At 49.4% G+C, this 19,611-nt stretch carries 19 protein-coding genes; 8 read left to right on the forward strand and 11 right to left on the reverse strand.

Going from position 1 to position 19,611, the window contains the following annotated elements; translation table 11 throughout:
• Nucleotides 1-38: 38 nt before the first annotated feature.
• Complete coding sequence (locus tag JI741_RS05330; protein WP_202007954.1) at nucleotides 39-1,262, reverse strand: MFS transporter; 1,224 nt, start codon at nucleotides 1,260-1,262, stop codon at nucleotides 39-41.
• 65 nt (nucleotides 1,263-1,327) lie between these two features.
• The gene (locus JI741_RS05335; protein WP_202007955.1) at nucleotides 1,328-1,909 is read right to left on the reverse strand and encodes a TetR/AcrR family transcriptional regulator; all 582 of its coding nucleotides are present in this window, start codon (nucleotides 1,907-1,909) and stop codon (nucleotides 1,328-1,330) included.
• Between the two features lie 327 nt (nucleotides 1,910-2,236).
• On the opposite strand from JI741_RS05335, the gene JI741_RS05340 reads away from it, so the two are divergent.
• The gene (locus JI741_RS05340; protein ID WP_202007956.1) at nucleotides 2,237-2,962 is read left to right on the forward strand and encodes a DUF4386 domain-containing protein; all 726 of its coding nucleotides are present in this window, start codon (nucleotides 2,237-2,239) and stop codon (nucleotides 2,960-2,962) included.
• A 277-nt stretch (nucleotides 2,963-3,239) separates the two neighbouring features.
• The gene (locus tag JI741_RS05345; RefSeq protein WP_202007957.1) at nucleotides 3,240-4,124 is read left to right on the forward strand and encodes a TolB family protein; all 885 of its coding nucleotides are present in this window, start codon (nucleotides 3,240-3,242) and stop codon (nucleotides 4,122-4,124) included.
• A gap of 79 nt (nucleotides 4,125-4,203) precedes the next feature.
• Here JI741_RS05345 and JI741_RS05350 read toward each other — a convergent pair whose 3' ends face one another.
• A complete protein-coding gene (locus JI741_RS05350; protein ID WP_369411721.1) occupies nucleotides 4,204-5,022 on the reverse strand; it encodes a tRNA pseudouridine synthase A in 819 nt (272 codons plus the stop codon).
• 155 nt (nucleotides 5,023-5,177) lie between these two features.
• Here JI741_RS05350 and JI741_RS05355 point away from each other — a divergent pair, with 155 nt between their 5' ends.
• Nucleotides 5,178-5,594 (forward strand): hypothetical protein, encoded by a 417-nt coding sequence (locus JI741_RS05355; protein WP_202007958.1) that lies wholly within the window; start codon nucleotides 5,178-5,180, stop codon nucleotides 5,592-5,594.
• Between the two features lie 88 nt (nucleotides 5,595-5,682).
• Here JI741_RS05355 and JI741_RS05360 read toward each other — a convergent pair whose 3' ends face one another.
• Nucleotides 5,683-6,567: an aldo/keto reductase gene (locus JI741_RS05360; protein WP_202007959.1), complete on the reverse strand. Its 885-nt coding sequence runs from the start codon at nucleotides 6,565-6,567 to the stop codon at nucleotides 5,683-5,685.
• A gap of 304 nt (nucleotides 6,568-6,871) precedes the next feature.
• On the opposite strand from JI741_RS05360, the gene JI741_RS05365 reads away from it, so the two are divergent.
• Both JI741_RS05365 and JI741_RS05370 read left to right on the forward strand, forming a co-directional pair.
• A complete protein-coding gene (locus tag JI741_RS05365; RefSeq protein WP_202007960.1) occupies nucleotides 6,872-7,174 on the forward strand; it encodes a hypothetical protein in 303 nt (100 codons plus the stop codon).
• Between the two features lie 199 nt (nucleotides 7,175-7,373).
• On the forward strand, nucleotides 7,374-8,129 hold the full coding sequence (locus JI741_RS05370) for a hypothetical protein (RefSeq protein WP_202007961.1): 756 nt from the start codon (nucleotides 7,374-7,376) through the stop codon (nucleotides 8,127-8,129).
• A 58-nt stretch (nucleotides 8,130-8,187) separates the two neighbouring features.
• Here the strand turns inward: JI741_RS05370 and JI741_RS05375 are convergent, their stop codons facing one another.
• A complete protein-coding gene (locus JI741_RS05375) occupies nucleotides 8,188-8,550 on the reverse strand; it encodes a winged helix-turn-helix transcriptional regulator (protein WP_202007962.1) in 363 nt (120 codons plus the stop codon).
• A gap of 133 nt (nucleotides 8,551-8,683) precedes the next feature.
• Between JI741_RS05375 and JI741_RS05380 the strand changes: the two genes are divergently transcribed.
• The gene (locus JI741_RS05380) at nucleotides 8,684-9,136 is read left to right on the forward strand and encodes a DUF2306 domain-containing protein (protein ID WP_202007963.1); all 453 of its coding nucleotides are present in this window, start codon (nucleotides 8,684-8,686) and stop codon (nucleotides 9,134-9,136) included.
• A complete protein-coding gene (locus JI741_RS05385; RefSeq protein WP_202007964.1) occupies nucleotides 9,137-9,322 on the forward strand; it encodes a hypothetical protein in 186 nt (61 codons plus the stop codon).
• A gap of 10 nt (nucleotides 9,323-9,332) precedes the next feature.
• On the opposite strand, the gene JI741_RS05390 is transcribed toward JI741_RS05385, so the two are convergent.
• Entirely contained in the window at nucleotides 9,333-11,075 is a 1,743-nt protein-coding gene (locus JI741_RS05390; RefSeq protein WP_202007965.1) for a hypothetical protein, read from the reverse strand.
• Complete coding sequence (locus tag JI741_RS05395) at nucleotides 11,056-11,322, reverse strand: hypothetical protein (RefSeq protein WP_202007966.1); 267 nt, start codon at nucleotides 11,320-11,322, stop codon at nucleotides 11,056-11,058. Before JI741_RS05395 ends, JI741_RS05390 begins: the two co-directional genes overlap by 20 nt.
• Nucleotides 11,323-11,340: 18 nt before the next feature.
• Between JI741_RS05395 and JI741_RS05400 the strand changes: the two genes are divergently transcribed.
• Complete coding sequence (locus JI741_RS05400; RefSeq protein ID WP_202007967.1) at nucleotides 11,341-12,204, forward strand: alpha/beta hydrolase; 864 nt, start codon at nucleotides 11,341-11,343, stop codon at nucleotides 12,202-12,204.
• Between the two features lie 33 nt (nucleotides 12,205-12,237).
• Here the strand turns inward: JI741_RS05400 and JI741_RS05405 are convergent, their stop codons facing one another.
• The 4 genes from JI741_RS05405 to JI741_RS05420 all read right to left on the reverse strand — a co-directional run bounded on the left by JI741_RS05405 (nucleotide 12,238) and on the right by JI741_RS05420 (nucleotide 19,334).
• A complete protein-coding gene (locus JI741_RS05405; protein ID WP_202007968.1) occupies nucleotides 12,238-13,860 on the reverse strand; it encodes a DUF5597 domain-containing protein in 1,623 nt (540 codons plus the stop codon).
• A 95-nt stretch (nucleotides 13,861-13,955) separates the two neighbouring features.
• Nucleotides 13,956-14,366, reverse strand: coding sequence for a RidA family protein (locus JI741_RS05410; RefSeq protein WP_202007969.1), 411 nt, complete (start codon nucleotides 14,364-14,366; stop codon nucleotides 13,956-13,958).
• A 236-nt stretch (nucleotides 14,367-14,602) separates the two neighbouring features.
• Nucleotides 14,603-16,225, reverse strand: coding sequence for a RagB/SusD family nutrient uptake outer membrane protein (locus tag JI741_RS05415; protein ID WP_202007970.1), 1,623 nt, complete (start codon nucleotides 16,223-16,225; stop codon nucleotides 14,603-14,605).
• 13 nt (nucleotides 16,226-16,238) lie between these two features.
• Entirely contained in the window at nucleotides 16,239-19,334 is a 3,096-nt protein-coding gene (locus tag JI741_RS05420) for a SusC/RagA family TonB-linked outer membrane protein (protein ID WP_202007971.1), read from the reverse strand.
• Nucleotides 19,335-19,611: the final 277 nt, after the last annotated feature.

Below are 19,611 nucleotides of genomic sequence, written 5' to 3' on the forward strand. Positions count from 1 at the left end.
TTATCGCGAACCTCGCCGTGGAATTTCTGTATTATCCTTTAGACCGCTGGTGCGGCCTGCAACTGTTCCACCATTCTGCGTTTGTGCGCGTGAACAAACAAGATCAACGACAAGCTTATGAACGAAGCGATAACGAGATAACCAACGCCCAGCATCACCAGCGTTTGGATGTGAAGCAGGCTCACAATGGCATAGCTCACAATAGAGGTGACGATGAACGTGCCGCCACCGGTGATGCCACTGAGGATTCCTGCATTTTTTGAAAACCGACCAAGCGCGTAAGTATAAAAGGTGTTGAACGTGAACCCGGACCCAATATGCAGCAACATCACCATAACCATCATCGCGACGAGGTTGGGAAAGAAATACAAGACAACAACCGACAGGGCCGCCGAAACAAAAATCACCGGGCCTGCAATCAACATCTTCTCGGTTATTGCCTTATGGATAAGTGATTTGCTGAGGAGCCCGCCCATCATGACGGCCAGACCCGAAAGAAGCGATGAGTTGCCCGTGGCCACAGCCGACTGATGAAACACATTTTCGATGATGAAGGGACTGGCCATGTTATACAATATCACGTCTGCGAAACACAAGCCCAGAATCAAGACGCTTAGGGTATAGTCAGGCGTTTTTAAGACCGAAGCATAGACATTTAACAGCGGGCGGATTTTGAAGGGATGAAAAGTCTTTAGCGTTTCGCCACTATACACCAGTTCGAATAACAAGATGGTGAGTGTAGCCAATCCAAGAAAATAGAAGTTCGACTCCCATCCGAAATAAAATTGCAAAAATCCGCCAATAAAAGGAGCAATGATGGGCGCCGTGGACCACACGATGGCAAAGAGACTGGTGTAGTGTTTCAGTTGAGCGCCTGAATAAATGTCCATAAAGAAAGCCCGTTTGCCCACCACGATCAATGCCACGGCCATACCTTGCACAACCCGCATGGCCAGCAACACCGGGAGACTACCGGTTAGGGCGATGACGAAAGAAGAAATTGCAAAAATCAGCAACGCACCCAGGCTAATCCGATAGCGTCCAAAACTATCGAGCAGGCTTCCGACAAAAAGTTGGCTGACGCCACTGCTTATCACAAAAACGATGAGCGATAACTGAATGTCGCCGCGGCTGGTTCCAAAAAAATCGGCCATGGCGGGAAACGACGGAATATAAACATCCGTGGCAAATCCCGATAGCGGAATGAGCGCGAAGGCCAGCACAGTGCTGATGGCGGCATGACTTTGTTTTAATGTTTTCATAAAGTATGGGTATTGTTTTGAGTTGGTATTTTTAGACCGATCGGTCCATTTTCATTCAAAAAAAACTATAGGGTTTCAATTTCATTTTTCAGCACATCAACCACCGTCTTCATAAAGGTTTTGCTGCTGGTTACGCGCGATGCAAAAATGCCACCTTCAATCATGGCAAACATCTTGATTGCAAAAAGGCTCGCGTCTGTCGACTTTTTGAATTCGCCAGAGGCCTTTCCTTCTTCAACCAGTTTTGTCATGCGCGCCTGGCTCCGCTTCACAGCCTTGGCCACCAGCGTTTTCAATTCTACATTGGTGTCGTCGGCCTCGGTGCCAAAATTGAGGAGCGGGCATCCGCCCATATCGCCGGGAGCAAGGTTGTCCTGGTAGTAGTCAAGGAGGGCGAACAGTTTTTCGCGGGCCGTCGATTTTGAGGTCACAGCATTGTCGAGTCCGCTGGCAATTTTGCCGGCCAGGTAGTTGAAGGCCTCGGTGCAGATTTCTTCTTTGCTTTCGAAATTGCCATAGATTCCACCCTTTGCTAGTTTTGTGGCCTCCATCAAATCCGATATAGCCGTGCCGGCAACGCCTTTTTTATTCATGATGGCTGCCGATTGTTCGATGATGAATTGCCGTGTTTTCTCAGATTTTGTCATAGCGTCGTAAAATTAGACCGTTCGGTCCAATTCTTAACGCAGTTGCTCTGATTTTGTTCCCATGAACGGATAAAATTATTGCCACGCACTAAATTTTGTGATCCAGAACGCAGAATCCACGCTTTTCAAAGGTTACAGTATTGAGACCAATACCTGACGGCTCATGCGTCGGAAACCTGAAATGGTCGGTTTGGGAGGTTCAGTCAAGTCTGGCCGAATCTATTATATGGGGATTTCTCCTGTGATGCGTACTTTGCATAGAAATTATAAGAGACAGCGATTGTAACAAATTCAGCATATGATCGTCGTCGGGAGATAGATAAAGAAATGAGCACAGCGATCAACAAGTCCGATTTTTCACCACAATCCTATGCCAGGGTTGGGGGTGTTTTGTACCTTATCATCATCATCGCCGGCATCTTTGGGGAGTTTTTTGTCAGGGGCAAGCTCTTTGTGCCTGGCGATGCCACAGCCACGGCCCATCAGATCGCCGCCTCACCTTTGCTGTGGCGCATCGGCATTTGTGCTGACCTGATCATGCAAAGCTGCGACATTCCCCTGATGCTCATTTTCTATGTGCTGCTCCGGCCAATAAACCGGAATCTTGCCTTACTTAACTTGCTGTTCAACGTCATACAGACCGCTGTTCTGGTGGCCAATAAACTAAACTTGTTGATGGCACTCTTTCTGCTGTCGGATGCTCCCTACCTGCAATCCCTTGATCCAACCCAACTCCACGCCCTCTCCTACCTCTCCATCAAATTGCACGACCATGGTTTTGGCATCGGCCTCATCTTTTTTGGATTTGTGTGCCTGGTGGAAGGGTACTTAATTTTCAAGTCTGGCTATTTTCCAAAAACACTGGGCGTGCTCATGCAAGTAGCCGGTGTGTGCTACCTGATCAATACGTTCTCGCTGCTGCTGGCACCGAAGTTTGCAAGCCAGTTGTTCCCTTTCATTTTGATGCCCTGCTTTATTGCAGAGTTGTCGCTTGGGCTATGGATGTTGGTGAAGGGTGTGAATTTACCGAAGTGGAAAGAACGCGTTGGTTAACTAAGTTTGGTGACGAGTGGGAAGCCTGGCTTTTCGCGAGTTGGCTTCCTGGTGCCAATCGATACAGGTCGTTCAGAGAACTGATTGAATGTGAATTTCAATCCACGCTGGACGTGCTTGATGGAGAGTCCGAAAAATGACTTCTTACATCTAAGCATCGACCAAATTCATGTCCGTCTTCGGTCGAAGTAATACCAGTACCGGGCATGCACATTCCCGACAACCTTCGTTTGCTTGGCGTTGTGGCGTATGGCACAGTTGTTGGCATAACGATGGCATGAAAAAACTTATCCCCTCGCTGGTTGTCGCTGCGCTGTTCATTTCCATGATAGAAGCATACGCCCAAACTCCTGATCCGAAATACTTCAACCAGCCACCGGTGTCCAGCACACCAAAGGTCTTTGCTCCAGGTGTGGTGTCTCTGGAAAATGAATTCGAATTCGGGGCTGTCTTTTCAAAAGATCGCAGTGAATTTTATTATGGTGTAGAAATTAACGGCAAAGCCGAAACACGCATGATGAAATTTGAAAACGGAAAATGGACCGCTCCCACCACGATTCTCGTGCACGATGTCTATAGCTTCAACGATCCGTTTCTCTCTCCCGACGAAACCAAATTATTCTTCATCTCCGACCGTCCACTCTCAGGCCAAGGCCCAAAAAAGGACTATGACATTTGGTACGTTGAGCGCCAGGCCGGAAAATGGTCCCAACCCAAAAACGCCGGCCCCAACGTCAACACAGCCGAAAATCAATACTACATATCGTTCACCAAAACGGGCACCATGTATTTTTCCTCCAATGTCAACAAGAACTATGACATTTATGCTTCCGCCCAAAAGGAAGGAAAATTCCAACCCGCCGAAAAGCTCAGCACCAACGTGAACACCACCCACTACGAAGCCGACGTGTTTGTTGCTCCCGATGAATCGTATGTAATTTTCTCAGCCAACCGCCCCGGAGGATTGGGCAGTGGCGATCTCTACGTGAGTTTTCGCGACAAGGAAGGTCGTTGGTCGCCTTCAAAAAGTTTGGGCAATGCCATCAATTCTGAGACGGACGATTTTTGTCCGTATGTTAGTCCCGATGGAAAATATTTGTTTTATGCCAGCCGCAGGGATATTTATTGGGTGTCGATGGAGGTGGTTCATAAGTTAAAATGATGCCACTATTCGATTGTGCTCCTTCGGTCCTATGTCCTCGATTTCTAAAATTCGTTTAAGATTTGGGTAAGCGCATACGCTAAACCACCCTCCACCGATTCTCCCGAACAAAAGAATTAAACAACTCCGATCGCGAGGGAATTTCCAGGTAAGGATACTTCACTTGTGAGAGATACAATCCCTGCGGATAGGCGCTGTTAATAATTTTTGGGATTTCCTTTGAAATCAGGTGGTTCTCAAATTCGTCTACGCTAAGTTCTCCGCGACCGATCAGGAGGAGTTTCTGCACAATGATTCTGATCATGCCGCTGAGGAAACGGTTTGCCGAAACTTCAAAGCGGATGTTGTCGCCGCTTTCGTCGACATAAAGATTTGCGTGCGTCACTTTGCAGATGGTGGTGCGGTGCGCGGACAAGCTTCTGCAAAACGGACGGTAGTCGTCATATTGGGTGAGGAGCGAAACGGCGCGTTTCATTTCACCAAGGTTGAGGTGTCTTCCGAGATACAAGGAGCTTAGCTTGTTGAGATACGGATCTTTATAGGTATGGATGAAGTAGTTGTACGTGCGGCTTATGGCGTCAAAACGGGCGTGGGGCAATCCGTCCATGGGAAGGATGTCGAAGATGGCGATGTCGGAGGGCAGGTTTTTGTTTAGCCTGAACAGCAGATCATAGTCCCATGCTTCTTCGATGTCGACGTGGAAAAAGAACTGGCTGGCGTGGACCTGTGCATCGGTGCGGCCACACCCCACCACGGTGAGCTGTGTCTTAAGAACCTGGCTCAGCAATGCCTCCACAATGAATTGAACACTGCTTGCCTGTGGCAGTTTTTGCCAACCGCGATAGTTGAAGCCGTTGTAGCCGATGTGAAAAAAGTAGCGCACTATTTTTTTGCCCACAAGGTACAGTTAAAACCAATTGAAGGAAATATCAATATTTTGCATCACGTTAGCGGGCCTTTATTAAAGTACTTTGCTTAATTTTAAGCATCCAGCGGGCAGTTCTTTTCAAAACTATCCATGCATATCACAAGAAAAATCCGACCGTTTGATCGATGACAAAGAGTTTCCGTTATAAGCCTCCATTCTTTTTCATCTTCCTGGGACTCGGTTTTCTATTTGTTTCTTTTCCGATGCTCATTCTAGCCGGAAACGCCGAGGTTGGCCTTTCAATGCTCGCCGGTTTTCTCGGATTGTCTGGCCTGGCACTCGGCATATTCTTTACACTGAAATTCATCACAAATTTTGGCGGGGACCTGCGCATACATGACGACTTCATTGAGATTCCGCTACGAGGGAGGAAATACGCGACGATTAACTTTCGCGACATAAAGAAAATAACCAAAATCGACACTTTCGATAACGTGATCGAACTCTCAAGCAAAAGCGGACTTCATGTCATTGAAGGACACTGGATGAAGAAGAACGACTTTCAGGAATTGAAGGCCATTCTATTGAAGAGTATTAAATGATTGACATGAAAGCGACGCACGGTAACAGCCCTGACTCACAAAAAAGCCCGGCACATTTTAGTGTCGGGCTTTTTTGTGCGAAGGCGTTCTATTTTGTTGCCTGATAAATGTCATACCAATCCTGGTGATCGAGCTCAATGTCGAAAGCGTCAACGATGTTTCGGATGCGTTGCTCTTCTTTTGTGCCGATGAGGGGCAGGGCGCCAAGTTTGATGAGCCACGCCACGGCGATGGACTCCAGGTCTTTGCCATACTTGGTAGCATAGGTCTTGAGCGTTTCGCGCACGCGCACGGCCACGGGGTCGCTACCGGAGGCGATACGGCCTGCTGCCACAGGGGCCGAGGCCAGGGGACGCATGTATTTTTGTTTGATGTAGTCCATCTGCCCGTTGTCAAGCGCAGGGGTGTTGAGCAGGTTCAGCTCCAGGTGGTGAGTAACCACGTTGCTTTGTAGGTGAGCGCTGAGCAACTGGTGCTGGAACACCGAAAAGTTTGCCACACCAATGTTCCGGATCTTACCGGCCTTCAATGCTTGCTCAAGTGCCAGCGCTGTTTCCTCGAGGCTCGAGATCGGGTCGAGATGGTCGAGCAGAAATATGTCGATGTAGTCTGTGTTGAGTTTGGACAGCGATTGGTCGATGCTCTTGCGGATGCGTGCCGCAGAAGTGTCTACATGGCGTATGCGGATGTCGGGCTGCGAGGGATGGGGCACGCGCAGGCCACACTTGGTGAACAAAACGAGGTCTTCGCGTTTGAAGCGCTTTTCCTTGATCAGCTTGCCAAATTGTTCTTCGCAGGAATAGTCGCTGTAGTAGTCGGCATGGTCGAATGTGTTGATCCCGAGCTCAAGGCACAGGTGGACGACTTTCTCCATCTCTGCCGAGTTGGCCGACGTATCGCCATCCCAACGATAGAAACTATAAATGGCTTCCGAAACTTTCGGACCTGAGTCACTGAGGTAAACTTTCTTCATTCGTGGTTTATTTTGACCGATCAAGATCGTAATTAAAAATAAGTTGTCAAAATAGCCCATAATCAGACTCCCGCCACACATTTTCATCATGCCCATCACCCTGCGTTTGGTCCGGTGGCTTCCTGCCCCGCTCGTCCATTAGGAGGAAGCTAAAAGCTTTTCGCGTCCATGGGAAATCTGGTCTGGGGTGATACTTTTGTTCCCTATATTCTCCACCCGGCTTTCGGGGCTCGGCGTCTTTTTCCCCGGAATTTTTCTGCGTGCCATAACTTTGAAATCAAAACATACAGAACCTTCACTTTCTATGGAAACTTCCTATACACCCGTCGCTTACGACTATCGCGAGGTCATTGAAGAGCAGATTGCCGCCGGCAAAATGGGCAAAGTTTTTTTCTGGTCGGCCGATCAAAAAGTCGACGACGTTCAGGGCCGCGTGACTAAACTTGAAGATGTTCCGGGAAAGGGATTGTTCATTACGTTAGACAGTGGCGCACAAATTCGCATCGACAGGATCATCACCCTGTTTGGAAAACCCGGTGCAGCCTATGACGAATATGATGCATTCGCCAATGCATGCCTGGCTTGCACGGCCGGGGTGCCGTTGTAATAAAACAAAAATTCATTCTACTTTTTTTAACTACAGAACTATTGCCGAGATCGGTGTATTTCTTCGTTCCGTATTTCTCCATTCATACATCACATTCAGCAGTTTATTCATTTCCCTCCGCATAGCCGGGGTCTACTTTTGCGCATAGCGAAGAATCATGATCTCCGCTTGTATCCTGTTAAAGCAAAAGAATAACCTTATGAATAAATCAATTCGTATCCTGACGTTTGCTTTCGGAATGATAGCCTATGTTAGCGCCGCTGCCTGCGAAAAGTGCCGTGTCGATGGAGACAACCCCGATTTCAAAATCAAATCAGCCACCGTAACGCTCAACAAAAAATGGGGACAGCTGGAGCTTGAGATCATTGTTGAAGGACAAGCTGGCCGCACCGTGCCCAAACCCGTTGGCAAACTCGACGGCGCCCCGGTGCTGGGTTATGTGTTTCCCACCACCCTGAAACCTGAAGACATCGGATTCAACGCAACGGATGGCATAGTGGCCATGGCACTGACCTCGCATCCCGATTTTGACGACACGCCTTTGTGGGATGAAGACCTTGACGGAAATTACGTCAACGCAAGTGAAGGCATCGTGTGGCATCCGCATTGGGTGATCCTCGTGAAAGACGATCGCGTTCCCGGCGGACTGTCGGTTAAGGAATATGACACCAACGACAAAAGCGTGAAGAAACCCTCGACCGCGGCACCGGGAATGAACATGTATATGGACTCTCCGGGATTTCAAATCGTGACAGAAGGCAACGCCATTCGCATGACAATTCCCACCTATCGCGTCAACAACAAGACGTCGTTCAAGTTCGATGCCGTGGCCTGCTACATGGGAATCAGCGCGCCGGAAGGTGGTCATGGCAAACATGCGAAACCGATGTTGGGTGTGTATACTGTATATAGTATCCTCTCAAAAAATCTGTCGCTCCCGTATTCTACCAAGTAACCCAACCTGAGTTCGAAGTCCTCTTCTCATGGAAGGGGACTTTTCATTTTTACACGCTCTACTCCGCGTCTTGCAGTTCGTCCTGACGCTGCTTCACAAAATCAGAATGCACGGTGCCCCATTTGTCTATCTGCGTCAAAAGCGGAAGTATCGTTTCACCAAAGGGCGTGAGTTTATATTCAGACTTTTTTGGATAGATGTCTTCAGCCGATTTTTCTACAACACCATAAAACAACAGTTCGGCCAGTTGAATCTCGATCACACGCAACGTGGCCGAGGCAATGCTCCTATGGATATCGGTCGGGCGAACAATGCCCTTGTTGATGGCATCGATTATGCAAAGCTTCCATTTGCCACCAAAAATCTTGAAGGCCACCCGCACGCCACAATCCAGTTCCTCGTCTGTTTTTCGGTTATACATAGCAACTATTTTATACTTAAAACTACCAAAATAAAACGGCCCGCGTCGGCCAACCGATACCGAATCTTTTTTCGGTTATTACGTATGCCTGGTGGATAGAGGACTTTTGCTTAAATTCAAAAACAAAGCAATCATGCACAGCAGCAAGCCCTTTAAATTGACCACGACCGACATCACGCCGCTATTGATCTGGCTGGCCATAGCCTTCATCACCTGGACATTTATGCACAGCGCCGACCACTTCCTCGCGCTGACCCCAGAAGCCCTCGGAAAATATTACAACCTCCGGTGGATTCTTATAGCACACATCACCGCAGGCGGGGGATCGTTGATATTGGGCGCTATTCAATTCTGGCCAAAGCTCAGAAACTATTATAAAAAACTTCACCGCGTTATCGGCTTGTTCTATCTTCTGGCAGTGATCGTGAGCAGTTCTTGCGCCGTGGTGCTGGCGTTCACCACGGCCTATCACGTGAACCTGCCTTATGCATTTTCGCTCCAGGTATGGGTCAGTGTCTGGATAAGCTCTACGCTCATCGCCTACTACAGTGCGCTTAAAAGAAAGTTTGAGCTTCACCGCCAATAGATGACGAGAAGCTATCTGGTGACATTAGCCTTTGTTGTTTCCGGCCTGATTCTGAAAATGCCGTTTGTTCAGAAGCTGGGGAGCTTCGAAGAAATATCGCCCTCCCTTTTCTGGCTGGGTTGGGCTGTTCCGTTGTATGTTTATGAAATCATTCGCGGTCAACGCGAGTTGCGCCTGAAGACATAGCAACTTTCTGCTATAGGAACACGGGCGTTGTCGGAAGCGCGTCGGCAGCTTCAAAAGCTTTGGTTGCTTTCTGTCGATAGTCTGCGGCTTCTTTGGTTTTCTTTTGGGCCTCCAAACTTTGCTGCATGCCCAGCAATGACCAGCCGTTGCCCGGATTGGCGATCAGATCTTCCTGGAATATTTTTGCGGCTTCGGCCGGCTTGTTCATCTTGAGCAGATACGTTCCCAGATATTGGCGGGCCGGGATCATCCAGTCGTGCGGCTCGCGATAGATCATCTGATCTTCTTCGGCCACGGCTTTGGTGAAGGCCACGATCGACGCCTGGGTTTTTCCTTCGGCATACAATAGTTGCCCGTTTAAAATACCAGATGCCACCCGGCACGACTGAACCGGACTGTTGAACGGCATCAGCCGCACACCAAGCAAACTGTCGCCGAGCACGGCATTCAACGCAGCCAAACACTTTTTCGCCTCCGGAATATTCTTCGCGTGAATGTGCGCCACACCTTTTGCAAAATTGTCGAGCGCTAGCGCATACTTCCAGCTTGGGTTGGGTTGAGGTGCGCCGAGGATGGCATCCCATTTTCCCAAACGCACGGCGGCTGTGACGGGGATCATGTAGATGAATTGGGCGTAGGCATCTTTTTCAAATGCAGGTGCCATGGCCACTTGCCGTTCGCGGGCACGATCATACAACGGCGCTCCCTTTGTATCCATACCGGCCGTCATGGCGCAATACGATTGCACGGCATAATAGTGGATCGATTTGTTTTTTCCGAGGTTCAGTTGTGGTGCTCTCGAATCGACGCTGTTGCTCACGGCGCTTGCATCTTCGTTCACCTTCACGCCTTTTGCATAGAGCCCGTTGCGCTGATACATGTGCGACGACATGTGCACCATGTGGGGAACGCCGGGCAGATTGTCTTTCAGTGCATCGGCGGCCGACAGTGCGCGCTGTGGCGTGCGCGAAGCTTCGACCAGGTGGATGTAGTAGTGGAGAAAGGCAGGATGATTGGCATCGGTTTTCAATCCCGCTTCGCATACCGAAATCAACTCCTGTGTCCAGGGACGGGCCACGCCGTCGTTGCTCCAGAAATCCCATTTATGCTCCAGCATCACCGCGTCCACATACAAGGCCTTGATATCATGGTCGTCTGGAAATTTCTTCGACGCAGCGGCCAGCGCAAGGGCGTAGTCCCTGTTCAGCTTCTGCCGGTCGGCGTTGGTGAGGTCGTTGGAGTAGCGTTGGTCTATGGCCTCTATCAACACTTTTTCTTTTGCCGTGGCGGTGGACGAATACAGCTTCATGCTGGCCACAACCGCCGGCACTTCTTTTCGCATTTTATAAACATAGGTGTTATAAAAAGGTCCCATAGCAAGCGCCTGTCCCCAATAGACCATGGCGTTCGAAGGATCAAAGCGACTGGCCTCTTTGAAGGAAGCGAGCGATTCGGTGAAATGATAACCATAGTAAAAACTCAGTCCCTGGTTAAAATAAAACTGAGCGCTATCGTTGGCGGACGAAATTTTGTAGTGCAGGTTGCCCCAGCCGGGAAGCACCGAAATGAATTTACCATCCTCGTCGGCGGTGATTGTCCCGGCCGAAGAAGCGCAAATGGCAACGTCGTTTGTTTCAATCCGGTTTGCATTTTCAATGCCAACGGTCTTCTGGGAAAATTGAAATTTCACTACTGCCAGGGTAGCCGTCAGTGCCAACCCTACGGGCCACAGACTAAAAACGATGTTTTTCATTGATCCGCGAAAAGATGTTTGCTAAAGTTACTACAACCTGTAAAGCTTCACAACCCAAACTGTCACGCATCTTAGGCACCTTATGCAACATGCCCGTTGCCACCCATACAAATGAATTGACCATCAAACTAAAAGCTGGCGAAAGGAGTCTATAAAATGACGTGACAATGGTGTAATTTAGATTGACGCACGCGTTTTTAAAAACCAATAACTCAAAGACTGCAGCGCGAAAAATCAATTCAGGCATCACATTATTTTTATAGACATGAGAATAACCTTTGCGATCGTCTTACTGTTGTTGGCGCGGAATGTCAGCGCCACAACCGATTCACTCATTCACAAACGGGTGATCTACAAAGTAGCAGACACCAGTTCGCTTCACCTCGACATCTTCTACGCGCCCGGTGCGCTGAAGCAAAAGAACAACACGGCGCTAGTGTTCATTCACGGTGGTGGCTGGGCCTATGGAAGCCCTTCTGAATTTTATGGCGCCTGTCGTCGCTATGCAATGGCTGGCGCCATCACCTTCTCGGTGCAATACAGACTTTCAAAAGACTCCAAAGGCAACGTGCCGATCGCCGGCATCACGCCCGTTGAATGCGTGAAGGACGCCCGCTCAGCGATGCGATGGGTTCGTGAACACGCCAGTGAATTTTCTATCGATCCACAAAAGATCGTTGTGGGTGGCCAGTCTGTGGGCGGTCATCTTTCGTATGCCACGGCCTACATCGACCAGCACAACGAAGCCACCGACAACCTGAACGTGAGCCCCATGCCCAACGCCATTATATCGTATTCGGGAACAGCAAATTGTATGGAAGCCTGGTGCGACATGCTGCTCGGCGAAAAACGCAACCAGATCTGGAGCATCTCGCCAGCGCACAACGTAAAAAAAGGTATGCCACCAACGCTGGCCTTCCACGGTAAAGAAGACAACATTGTTCCCCTCTGGACAGTCCAGTTTTTCAAGAACGACACCGAGAAGCTTGGCAACCACTTTGAGTTTGTTACCTACGAAGGCCGCAAGCATTATTTGGGAATGGGCAATAAAACCTATTCAAACCTCTTCGATGAAGAAATCCTCCAGAAGACCGACGACTTCCTGCGACGATTGGGATTTCTTAAGTGATCCTTTGAGCATGCCACACTAAAAACACCGCGTCTACTTCTGTTCAAAGTTTGCGCGAATTGGCCCTTGCGAAGACGCCTTCACTTTTCGAAGACGAATCTTCAACACCGTTCCCCTGGGTGTGAGTGTGGAATGGTAGGTTTCATCGCCATTCCAAAGGCGCTCGCGAACCCATTTGTCGCCTTCGTAGTAACCTTCCTCCACCAGCACATAATCAGCTTTTGAAAAACCTGATCCATACTTGGGCCTGAATCTGAATTTTGCATCGAACCCCACAATCAGAAACTCATTGGCACTGAGCTGACCAATGAGTGCCCGACCGCTTCGTGTGCCGCGTTCCTTATAGGAGGGATACCCAAAGTCGAACAACACATCAAACTCGTCGAAGCGCACCAGTTGTTCGTTGAGACCATCTTCTTCGCCAACGGCCCTGAGTTTGTTTTGTTCCTGCAGGGCGAGCACCGGGCTGGCAACTTTTGCCAGAAGTTTGTAGTTGTTGGCGATGTCAGAAAAACGTTCGTCCAGTTTGTCGAAGGTGCGCTTGTCGTGCGGGTCGGCGTGAAACGGGTCGACGCCATAGACCGCCAGGCCTTTTGCATGATAGTTGCCGATGGCATAAAAATGAAACCGCGCATAGGCCACGCAATTGGCTGTTTCCGGGATGAATAGCATGTTGTCGTCGCGGTCGTACTTTTCGCAAAGATCAAGAAAGACGTTCGGGTTGGAGATGTAGATATCGGGTGAAAGAAAATCAAGTTGGGGAGCGGCGATCTTCCACACGCCGATCATGTTCGTGGTGGGTCCTCCGCTGGGATATTCGCCGGGAGTGTGAAACAAATGTTCGCGGCCCCAGGCGTTGGCATACATAGGGAGGTTGTAGACGGCTTTTCCCACGTCGGCAATCTCATTGATATAGGACGCGATGTGCCAGGCGTTAAACGTTTCGGCGGCGGCAATTCCAAAGAGGTCACTCCACTTTCCTGCTTGTTTGCCGAGACCTGTCGCGAGTTTGTCCGGCACATTGGCGTCGAACAATTTGTTGGCAGCTTCCGAGTAGTCGCGGTCGGTGCCCAGCGAACCGGATTCATTTTCTACCTGCACCATGATCACGGTTTGCGCTTCGCTGTCGAGTTCTTTCACGTGCTTCATCAGCGCGGTGAATGCCCGTTTGTCGGCGTCGAGGTTCACACGCGACACCGGCGACAAAACCTGGATCTCGTCGCCATAGCCGTTTCTCATCAGCGGATACTTCTCCGGATTTTCGAGCACCCATGGCGGCGCATAGGTCGAGCTTCCATTTTTATAGGAGGCAAACCAGAGCAGCACAAGCCTTAGCTTTTCTTTCCGGGCATTGAGAATGAGGTTATCAAGTTCTTTAAAGTTATACACGCCCGGTTCCGGTTCTATGTTCTGCCAATACACCGGCGCTTCGAGCGTGTTGCAGTTCAGTTCTCTCAGCTGTGTCCAGAACTTATCCGTCACGACAGGCCAGGCACTGCTGTTCCACAGTTGGGCGCCCAGTACCAGGAATGGTTTGCCATCTACCAGCAATTGATAGCGGCCGTTTCGCTTCACCACTTTGGGAAGTTCTCTACCATAGGAAAGTGCCAGCGCGCACATCAGCACCAGGCTTAGCATTGTGAGTTTCTTCGTCATTGGAAATTTCTTAAGGTCAACCGAATGCTGAAGTTAATAACTTTCTGAAACTGCCGCTATTTGATTCGACTACGCTTCCAGCTTTTTTCAACACGTTATTTTTCTTTCTTGAATGCCACGGCCTCAATTTCCACGAGGTAATCTGGATTTGCCAACGCCGCCACCACAACACCAGTGATCACCGGAGGGTGACTTAACTTTTTCAAAAAGCTCTGTGCGCCCTCAAAACCTTTTCGCACATCCTGCCCTTGTACAATATAAATGGTCAGCTTAAACAGGTCGTCCAGCTTGGCGTGAGCGGCCTTCAACGCGATTTCAACATTTTTCAGAATGTATTCAGTTTGCGCGACAATGTCGTCCTTGCCCACAATTTTGAGATCTTTCGTTATGGCATTTTGCCCGCCGATGTAAACGGTATTGCCATGACCTTTTGTGATCGCAATTTGAGAGAACGCGGGGTTCTTCAATAGCTCGTCCGGATTTAAAAATTCAATGCCTGAGTTCATAACTTTATTTGTTTAAAGGTTGTTGTTAATACTAACGATCTATAATTTTTTAACAACGGCCCTTCCGCTATGTTTGATAAAATTTAACACGCAACGACTTTTTCACACCGTTTGGGTGATTCAGCATAGGCAAAGTTGGCAGCGACAACTTCTGTCGTGTGTTCGATGCGGCAGTGCACAAAAACAGAGGCTGTCCTTTTGAGACAGCCTCCTTTTACAAACTAAAAAACCCAATATTAATTCCAGTCTTCGGATATATCTGTCGACAATGCTGTGTTGGTTGTCTTTTCGATTTGAGGAATCGGAAGTAAGACATGATGATCTTCGAAGGGTTGCTTGCCTAGCTGGAGTTGCTTCTCGCCATTGAGCGTTTGTTTTGCAATTCCCCAACGCACAAGGTCAAACCAGCGCACCTGCTCTCCGGCCAATTCCAATTGTCGCTCGCGTCTTAGAATCGTTTGTGCATTGTCGTGTGTTCCCAGCGATGTGTATTGAAACGCACCCACACGTGCACGCACAGTGTTGATGTAGGGCATGGCATCGCCGATCTTGTTTTGCTCGATCAAACTTTCGGCAAGCATCAGCAACACGTCGGCATAACGAACAATTTGTGTGTTGATGTTGCTGTCGGGGCCTGCATAAAATTCTTTCGTTTCATAATACTCATACTTGCGCCAGTTGTAGCCGATAGCGTTGTTCGCGCCAAACGGATAGGTATAGGGACCGGGCTGATTGGCATCGGGCGCATACACCGCCATGAGGCTTCCTCCTTTGCTGGCCTTTGTGCAGGTGTGACAAAAATCAGTATCACCCCCGCTATCGGCATCGCCATAAAATGTATAGTGTGCCCGTGGATCGGTGTAGTCGTCGCCAACTTCATCTTTGTATTTGAAGGCCTTCACCAGCGCCGGCGACACAAACGTGTTGTTCCAATCGTTCCATCCATACTCCATGGCTCTGCCGGTATGGGTTGTTTTGCCACCCCATGCTTCCTGGCCACCAAACATATAATACTGATCACCCGAAGCCCAGTCGGTCCATTTGTGCTGGATGTCGAACACCGTCTCTACGCTGGTGTTGTTCGTAGCCGAAAACTGATTGTCGAAGTTTGCATTCAAAGTATAGGTGAACGGCGCCGTAGTGAGTTTCCGGAATTCACTTTCGGCCTGCGCATATTTCTTCTGATACAAGAAGGCCTTGCCAAGCAACGCAATGGCGGCACCCTTCGTGACCCGGCCACGATCGGCTGCGCCATAAACAACGGGAAGCGAATTGGCGGCGTTGATGAAATCCGTTTCCACCACGGCCCACACATCGTCTACACTACCGGCGCGCGGTGTCAACTCGGTTGCTTTAGAAAATTCAAGCTTCAGGGGAACACGACCCCAAAGATTCACAAGCATGAAATAGGCATAGCCACGCAGGAAAGAAACTTCGCCAATGTATTGCGTCTTCTTGTCGATGTCGGTCTGCAACGTAGGTTGCCACTCGGTTGCTTTCGCCAGCACCAGGTTGGCACGGAAAATCATGCGATACAGATTTCTCCACAAGTCAGACATCTGGGGTTGTGTGGGACCATAGCTATAGTCGTGAAGCTGTGCCACGTCGCCCAGCAAAAACACATTGTTTTCGGCGTCGTTTGCCAGCAAATCAAAAAGATAGTATGCGTCTCTCGAATACAAACCGTTCATCAGCAAGGTCGAGTAGGTAGCCACAACGCCCTCGTTAAACTGCGGCGCGGTTTTGAAATACGTCGTTTCGCTATACTGGCTTTGGCTTTTGATGTCGAGAATGTCTTCGCTACAGCCGCTGGCCAGCACGAAGACCGGAATCATGATATAGGTTATAATTTTTTTCATAAGCTTATTTTTTTTAGAAGGCGACCTGAACACCGAGCATATAGGTTTTGGGTTGAGGATATTGGCCTCTGTCGATTCCACGATCGAACAGAAAATCCTGGCCCACAATCTCGGGATCATAGCCTTTGTATTTTGTGAAGGTGAACAGGTTCTGCGCGGTCACGTAGACCCGGAGCGACGATATGGTTTTGTTGAGTCCAGGCAACGGCACTTTATAGCCAAGCGTAACGCTGCGCACTCTGATGTAGGAGCCATCTTCCAGAAAACGATCCGACGCCCGCAGGTTTCGGCTCGCGGTGGCGTTTTGTCCGGCCTTGGGATACGCCGAAATGTCGCCTTCTGTTTTCCAACGATCAACAATGGCCACGCTGGAATTGAACGGCCGGGTTGTTCCTTCTGTCCAATACGTCAAGTCATTCCAGACGCTCACTTTCGAAATGCCGTAGAGGCTCAACATGAAATCAAAATTCTTGTAGCCGAGGTTCACGTTCGAACCGAAGTTCCATTTCGGAATGGGACTCCCCAGAAAAGTTTTGTCGGCATCGGTCAACACACCGTCGCCGTTGATGTCACGAAAGATGATGTCGCCCGACAAAAGACCTGCCTGATAGATCGCCGTCGGATTGCCTGTGGCGTTTCGAGCCGCCTGGTTGTAGGAATCCACATCGGCCTGATCGATGGCTACGTGATCTACCACGAAGCCAAAGAACGATCCAATGGGCTGGCCTTTCGCCGTTTTTGTTACGAGGTTCCCGCCGGTCACACCGCCGCGCTGAAATTCAGAACCTTCTCCAAGCGACACCACTTCGTTTTTGTTATAAGCCACATTCGCACCAATGGAATAGCGGAAAGCACCTGCGTTGCCCTGAAAGCTCACATCCACTTCCACACCTTTGTTCGATGCCGTGGCCGTGTTTTTCAGGATGCTCCCCGGATTGTCGAACGGTCCGCCAATACCCGTCGACAACGGAATGGGTACGTAGGTGAGCAGGTCTTCGTTCTTCCGGTTGTAGTAGCCAACGCTCAGCAGCAACCGGTCTTCCATAAGGCCCACATCAATGCCCACATCAAGTTGTTTGGTAGTTTCCCATTTGATGTTCGGATCGAACGACGAGTTTACCGTTGCTCCTTGCACATAGTTTCGTGCGTCGCCAAATGAATACACAATGTTGTTCGACTGTCCCTTCCAGATGGAAGAAAACTGAAGCGGCGCACTGGAGTTTCCGGTGATGCCGTAGCTTCCGCGAAGTTTTAATTGCGAAATAAATTCAACACTCCTCATAAACGATTCTTCACTGATCTTCCACGCCAGGCCCACCGAGGGGAAATTCCCAAACCGGTTGTTCTTACTGAACACATAACTTCCGTCTCTGCGAAAAGAGGCTGTCAACAAATATTTATTCATGAGCGAATAGTTGACACGCGCGAAATAGGAAAGCGAAGAATACTCCGCAATGGTGCCACCGGTGATGCTGCTACCTGGCGCGGCGATAACCGTTTTGAGGTCGTCGTTCGGGAAATTTGTTCCTCTCACATTTACGCTGCGGGCCTGCGATCCATTGCGATAGGTGTTTCCGACCATCACATCAAAATTGTGAACACCCAGTGTTTTGGCATAGGTGAAATAATTTTCCAACAGGGGATTGATATAATAGCCATACGATTCGTCTATGCCATTGGGGTTAACAAGGTTGCCATTGGCATTGGCCTGTTTGTAGTTATAGCTCGACGAGTTGCTGATATCGATCGAAACCTGCGAACGAAACTTTAGCCCCGACAGAATGGTGGCCTCACCAAAAAACTGGCCAAACGTGAGCGAGTTGCGTCCCTTGCGTTCACTCAACCGCACGCTGGTTAAGGGATTAAATGTGTCGTTGAGATCGTCGGCAGAAGTAACTTTTGCATAGCCTCCAAGATTGGTAGGATCGTAGACCGGCGAATAGGTAGGCATGCGTAAGGCTTCGGTGAAGCTTGCTGTGTTGCCCGAGCTGATGTTGTATTGATAGTTTATCGTTTGTCCCAACCTCAACCACTTGCCCACTTTTTCTTCCAGTGCCAGGCGCACAATGAACCGTTTATAGTTGTATGTCTCCATGATGCCGTCCTGGTTCGTATAGGTAGCCGAGGCCTGATACAAAACTTTTTCTGTTCCTCCCGAAAGCCCAATGTTGTGTTCGGTGAGGGATGCGGTTTTAAAAATTTCGTCCTGCCAGTCGGTGCGATCCACGGTCACGTAGTCGCTCTTTAGTTTAGTGGTGAGCGCGTTGTTGGTGATGTCTTTCACCAGGTCCAGGTATTGGGCAGCGTTCATCATGTCGAGTTTTTTCCAGGGCTGCGCAATGCCGTAATAACCATTGTAGGTCACGCGCACATCGCCGGATTTTGCTTTCTTGGTCGTGACAATGATCACACCGTTGGCCGCATTGGCACCATAGATGGCTGTGGATGCTGCGTCTTTCAACACGGTGATACTCTCGATGTCGTATTGACTGATGGCATTAAACAACGATGCGTTGCCTTGAATGCCGTCAATAACATAAAGAGGATCAACACTGGTGAAACTTCCGGCACCGCGCACGGCGATGCGCACACCGCCACCGGGCAGGCCCGAGCTGTTCACCACCTGCACACCCGAAATCTTTCCCTGAATCAATTGCTGCGCCGTGGTGGCCGGCACTTCACCAAAATCTTTTTTCGTGGCCATGCCCACAGAGCCGATCAGGTTTTGTTTTTCAACCGCGCCATAGCCCATCACAATCACTTCGCTAAGCTCACGCACATCGGGATGCAATACCACATTCAACGTTGTTTGAGTTCCCGCCGACACTTCTTGTGTGAGGTAGCCGATGAAACTGAATCGAAGCACATCGCTGGGTGACGCGGAAATAGAAAAATTTCCCTGCGCGTCGGTGGTGGTGCCAATAGTTGTGCCTTTGATGATGACACTTACGCCCGGCACGGGGCTCTTATCGTCTTCGGACGTTACTTGCCCTGTAATAAGGCCTGCCTGAGTCTGTAAATGAATGCCGGCCTGCAGGCTGATCGTGGTTGCGATGCTCAGCGCCAGCATCAGGAACAGTTTGAATCCTGATGTAAATTTATGCTGCATAGATAAAGGGTTTGGTTTCATTTTAATGACCACGCCGCGATGTCGCGTTGGAGGCGAACGATGCCTCGCCAAATGGTTCAATAAAATTATGGCGAATTGTCCGCACACGTTTGTGACATCTTCCCAAGTTGTTGCATTATGTTACCGCGTGCTTTTTCAACCCATCCTCTACCCCTATTGTATCCGTTGGGTAAGTATTCCCAAGTTCTGTAACTATATTCCCAACAGCTCACAGATTGATACGCCAACCCAGTTCAGCCAATCTGCGCCCGGCGTT

This window comes from Chryseolinea lacunae (genome assembly GCF_016735595.1).
In the GTDB taxonomy this organism is placed as follows: Bacteria; Bacteroidota; Bacteroidia; order Cytophagales; family Cyclobacteriaceae; genus Chryseolinea; species Chryseolinea lacunae.

Excerpts from the sequence above, each read along its gene's own strand:
- JI741_RS05335 (WP_202007955.1), bottom strand. The coding sequence starts at position 1,909 with ATGACAAAATCTGAGAAAACACGGCAATTCATCATCGAACAATCGGCA.
- JI741_RS05385 (WP_202007964.1), top strand. The coding sequence starts at position 9,137 with ATGACGAGAAGCTATCTGGTGACATTAGCCTTTGTTGTTTCCGGCCTG.
- JI741_RS05410 (WP_202007969.1), bottom strand. The coding sequence starts at position 14,366 with ATGAACTCAGGCATTGAATTTTTAAATCCGGACGAGCTATTGAAGAAC.
- JI741_RS05390 (WP_202007965.1), bottom strand. The coding sequence starts at position 11,075 with ATGAAAAACATCGTTTTTAGTCTGTGGCCCGTAGGGTTGGCACTGACG.
- JI741_RS05365 (WP_202007960.1), top strand. The coding sequence starts at position 6,872 with ATGGAAACTTCCTATACACCCGTCGCTTACGACTATCGCGAGGTCATT.
- JI741_RS05405 (WP_202007968.1), bottom strand. The coding sequence starts at position 13,860 with ATGACGAAGAAACTCACAATGCTAAGCCTGGTGCTGATGTGCGCGCTG.
- JI741_RS05420 (WP_202007971.1), bottom strand. The coding sequence starts at position 19,334 with ATGCAGCATAAATTTACATCAGGATTCAAACTGTTCCTGATGCTGGCG.
- JI741_RS05400 (WP_202007967.1), top strand. The coding sequence starts at position 11,341 with ATGAGAATAACCTTTGCGATCGTCTTACTGTTGTTGGCGCGGAATGTC.
- JI741_RS05380 (WP_202007963.1), top strand. The coding sequence starts at position 8,684 with ATGCACAGCAGCAAGCCCTTTAAATTGACCACGACCGACATCACGCCG.
- JI741_RS05360 (WP_202007959.1), bottom strand. The coding sequence starts at position 6,567 with ATGAAGAAAGTTTACCTCAGTGACTCAGGTCCGAAAGTTTCGGAAGCC.
- JI741_RS05395 (WP_202007966.1), bottom strand. The coding sequence starts at position 11,322 with ATGCCTGAATTGATTTTTCGCGCTGCAGTCTTTGAGTTATTGGTTTTT.
- JI741_RS05355 (WP_202007958.1), top strand. The coding sequence starts at position 5,178 with ATGACAAAGAGTTTCCGTTATAAGCCTCCATTCTTTTTCATCTTCCTG.
- JI741_RS05370 (WP_202007961.1), top strand. The coding sequence starts at position 7,374 with ATGAATAAATCAATTCGTATCCTGACGTTTGCTTTCGGAATGATAGCC.
- JI741_RS05345 (WP_202007957.1), top strand. The coding sequence starts at position 3,240 with ATGAAAAAACTTATCCCCTCGCTGGTTGTCGCTGCGCTGTTCATTTCC.
- JI741_RS05330 (WP_202007954.1), bottom strand. The coding sequence starts at position 1,262 with ATGAAAACATTAAAACAAAGTCATGCCGCCATCAGCACTGTGCTGGCC.
- JI741_RS05340 (WP_202007956.1), top strand. The coding sequence starts at position 2,237 with ATGAGCACAGCGATCAACAAGTCCGATTTTTCACCACAATCCTATGCC.
- JI741_RS05375 (WP_202007962.1), bottom strand. The coding sequence starts at position 8,550 with ATGTATAACCGAAAAACAGACGAGGAACTGGATTGTGGCGTGCGGGTG.
- JI741_RS05415 (WP_202007970.1), bottom strand. The coding sequence starts at position 16,225 with ATGAAAAAAATTATAACCTATATCATGATTCCGGTCTTCGTGCTGGCC.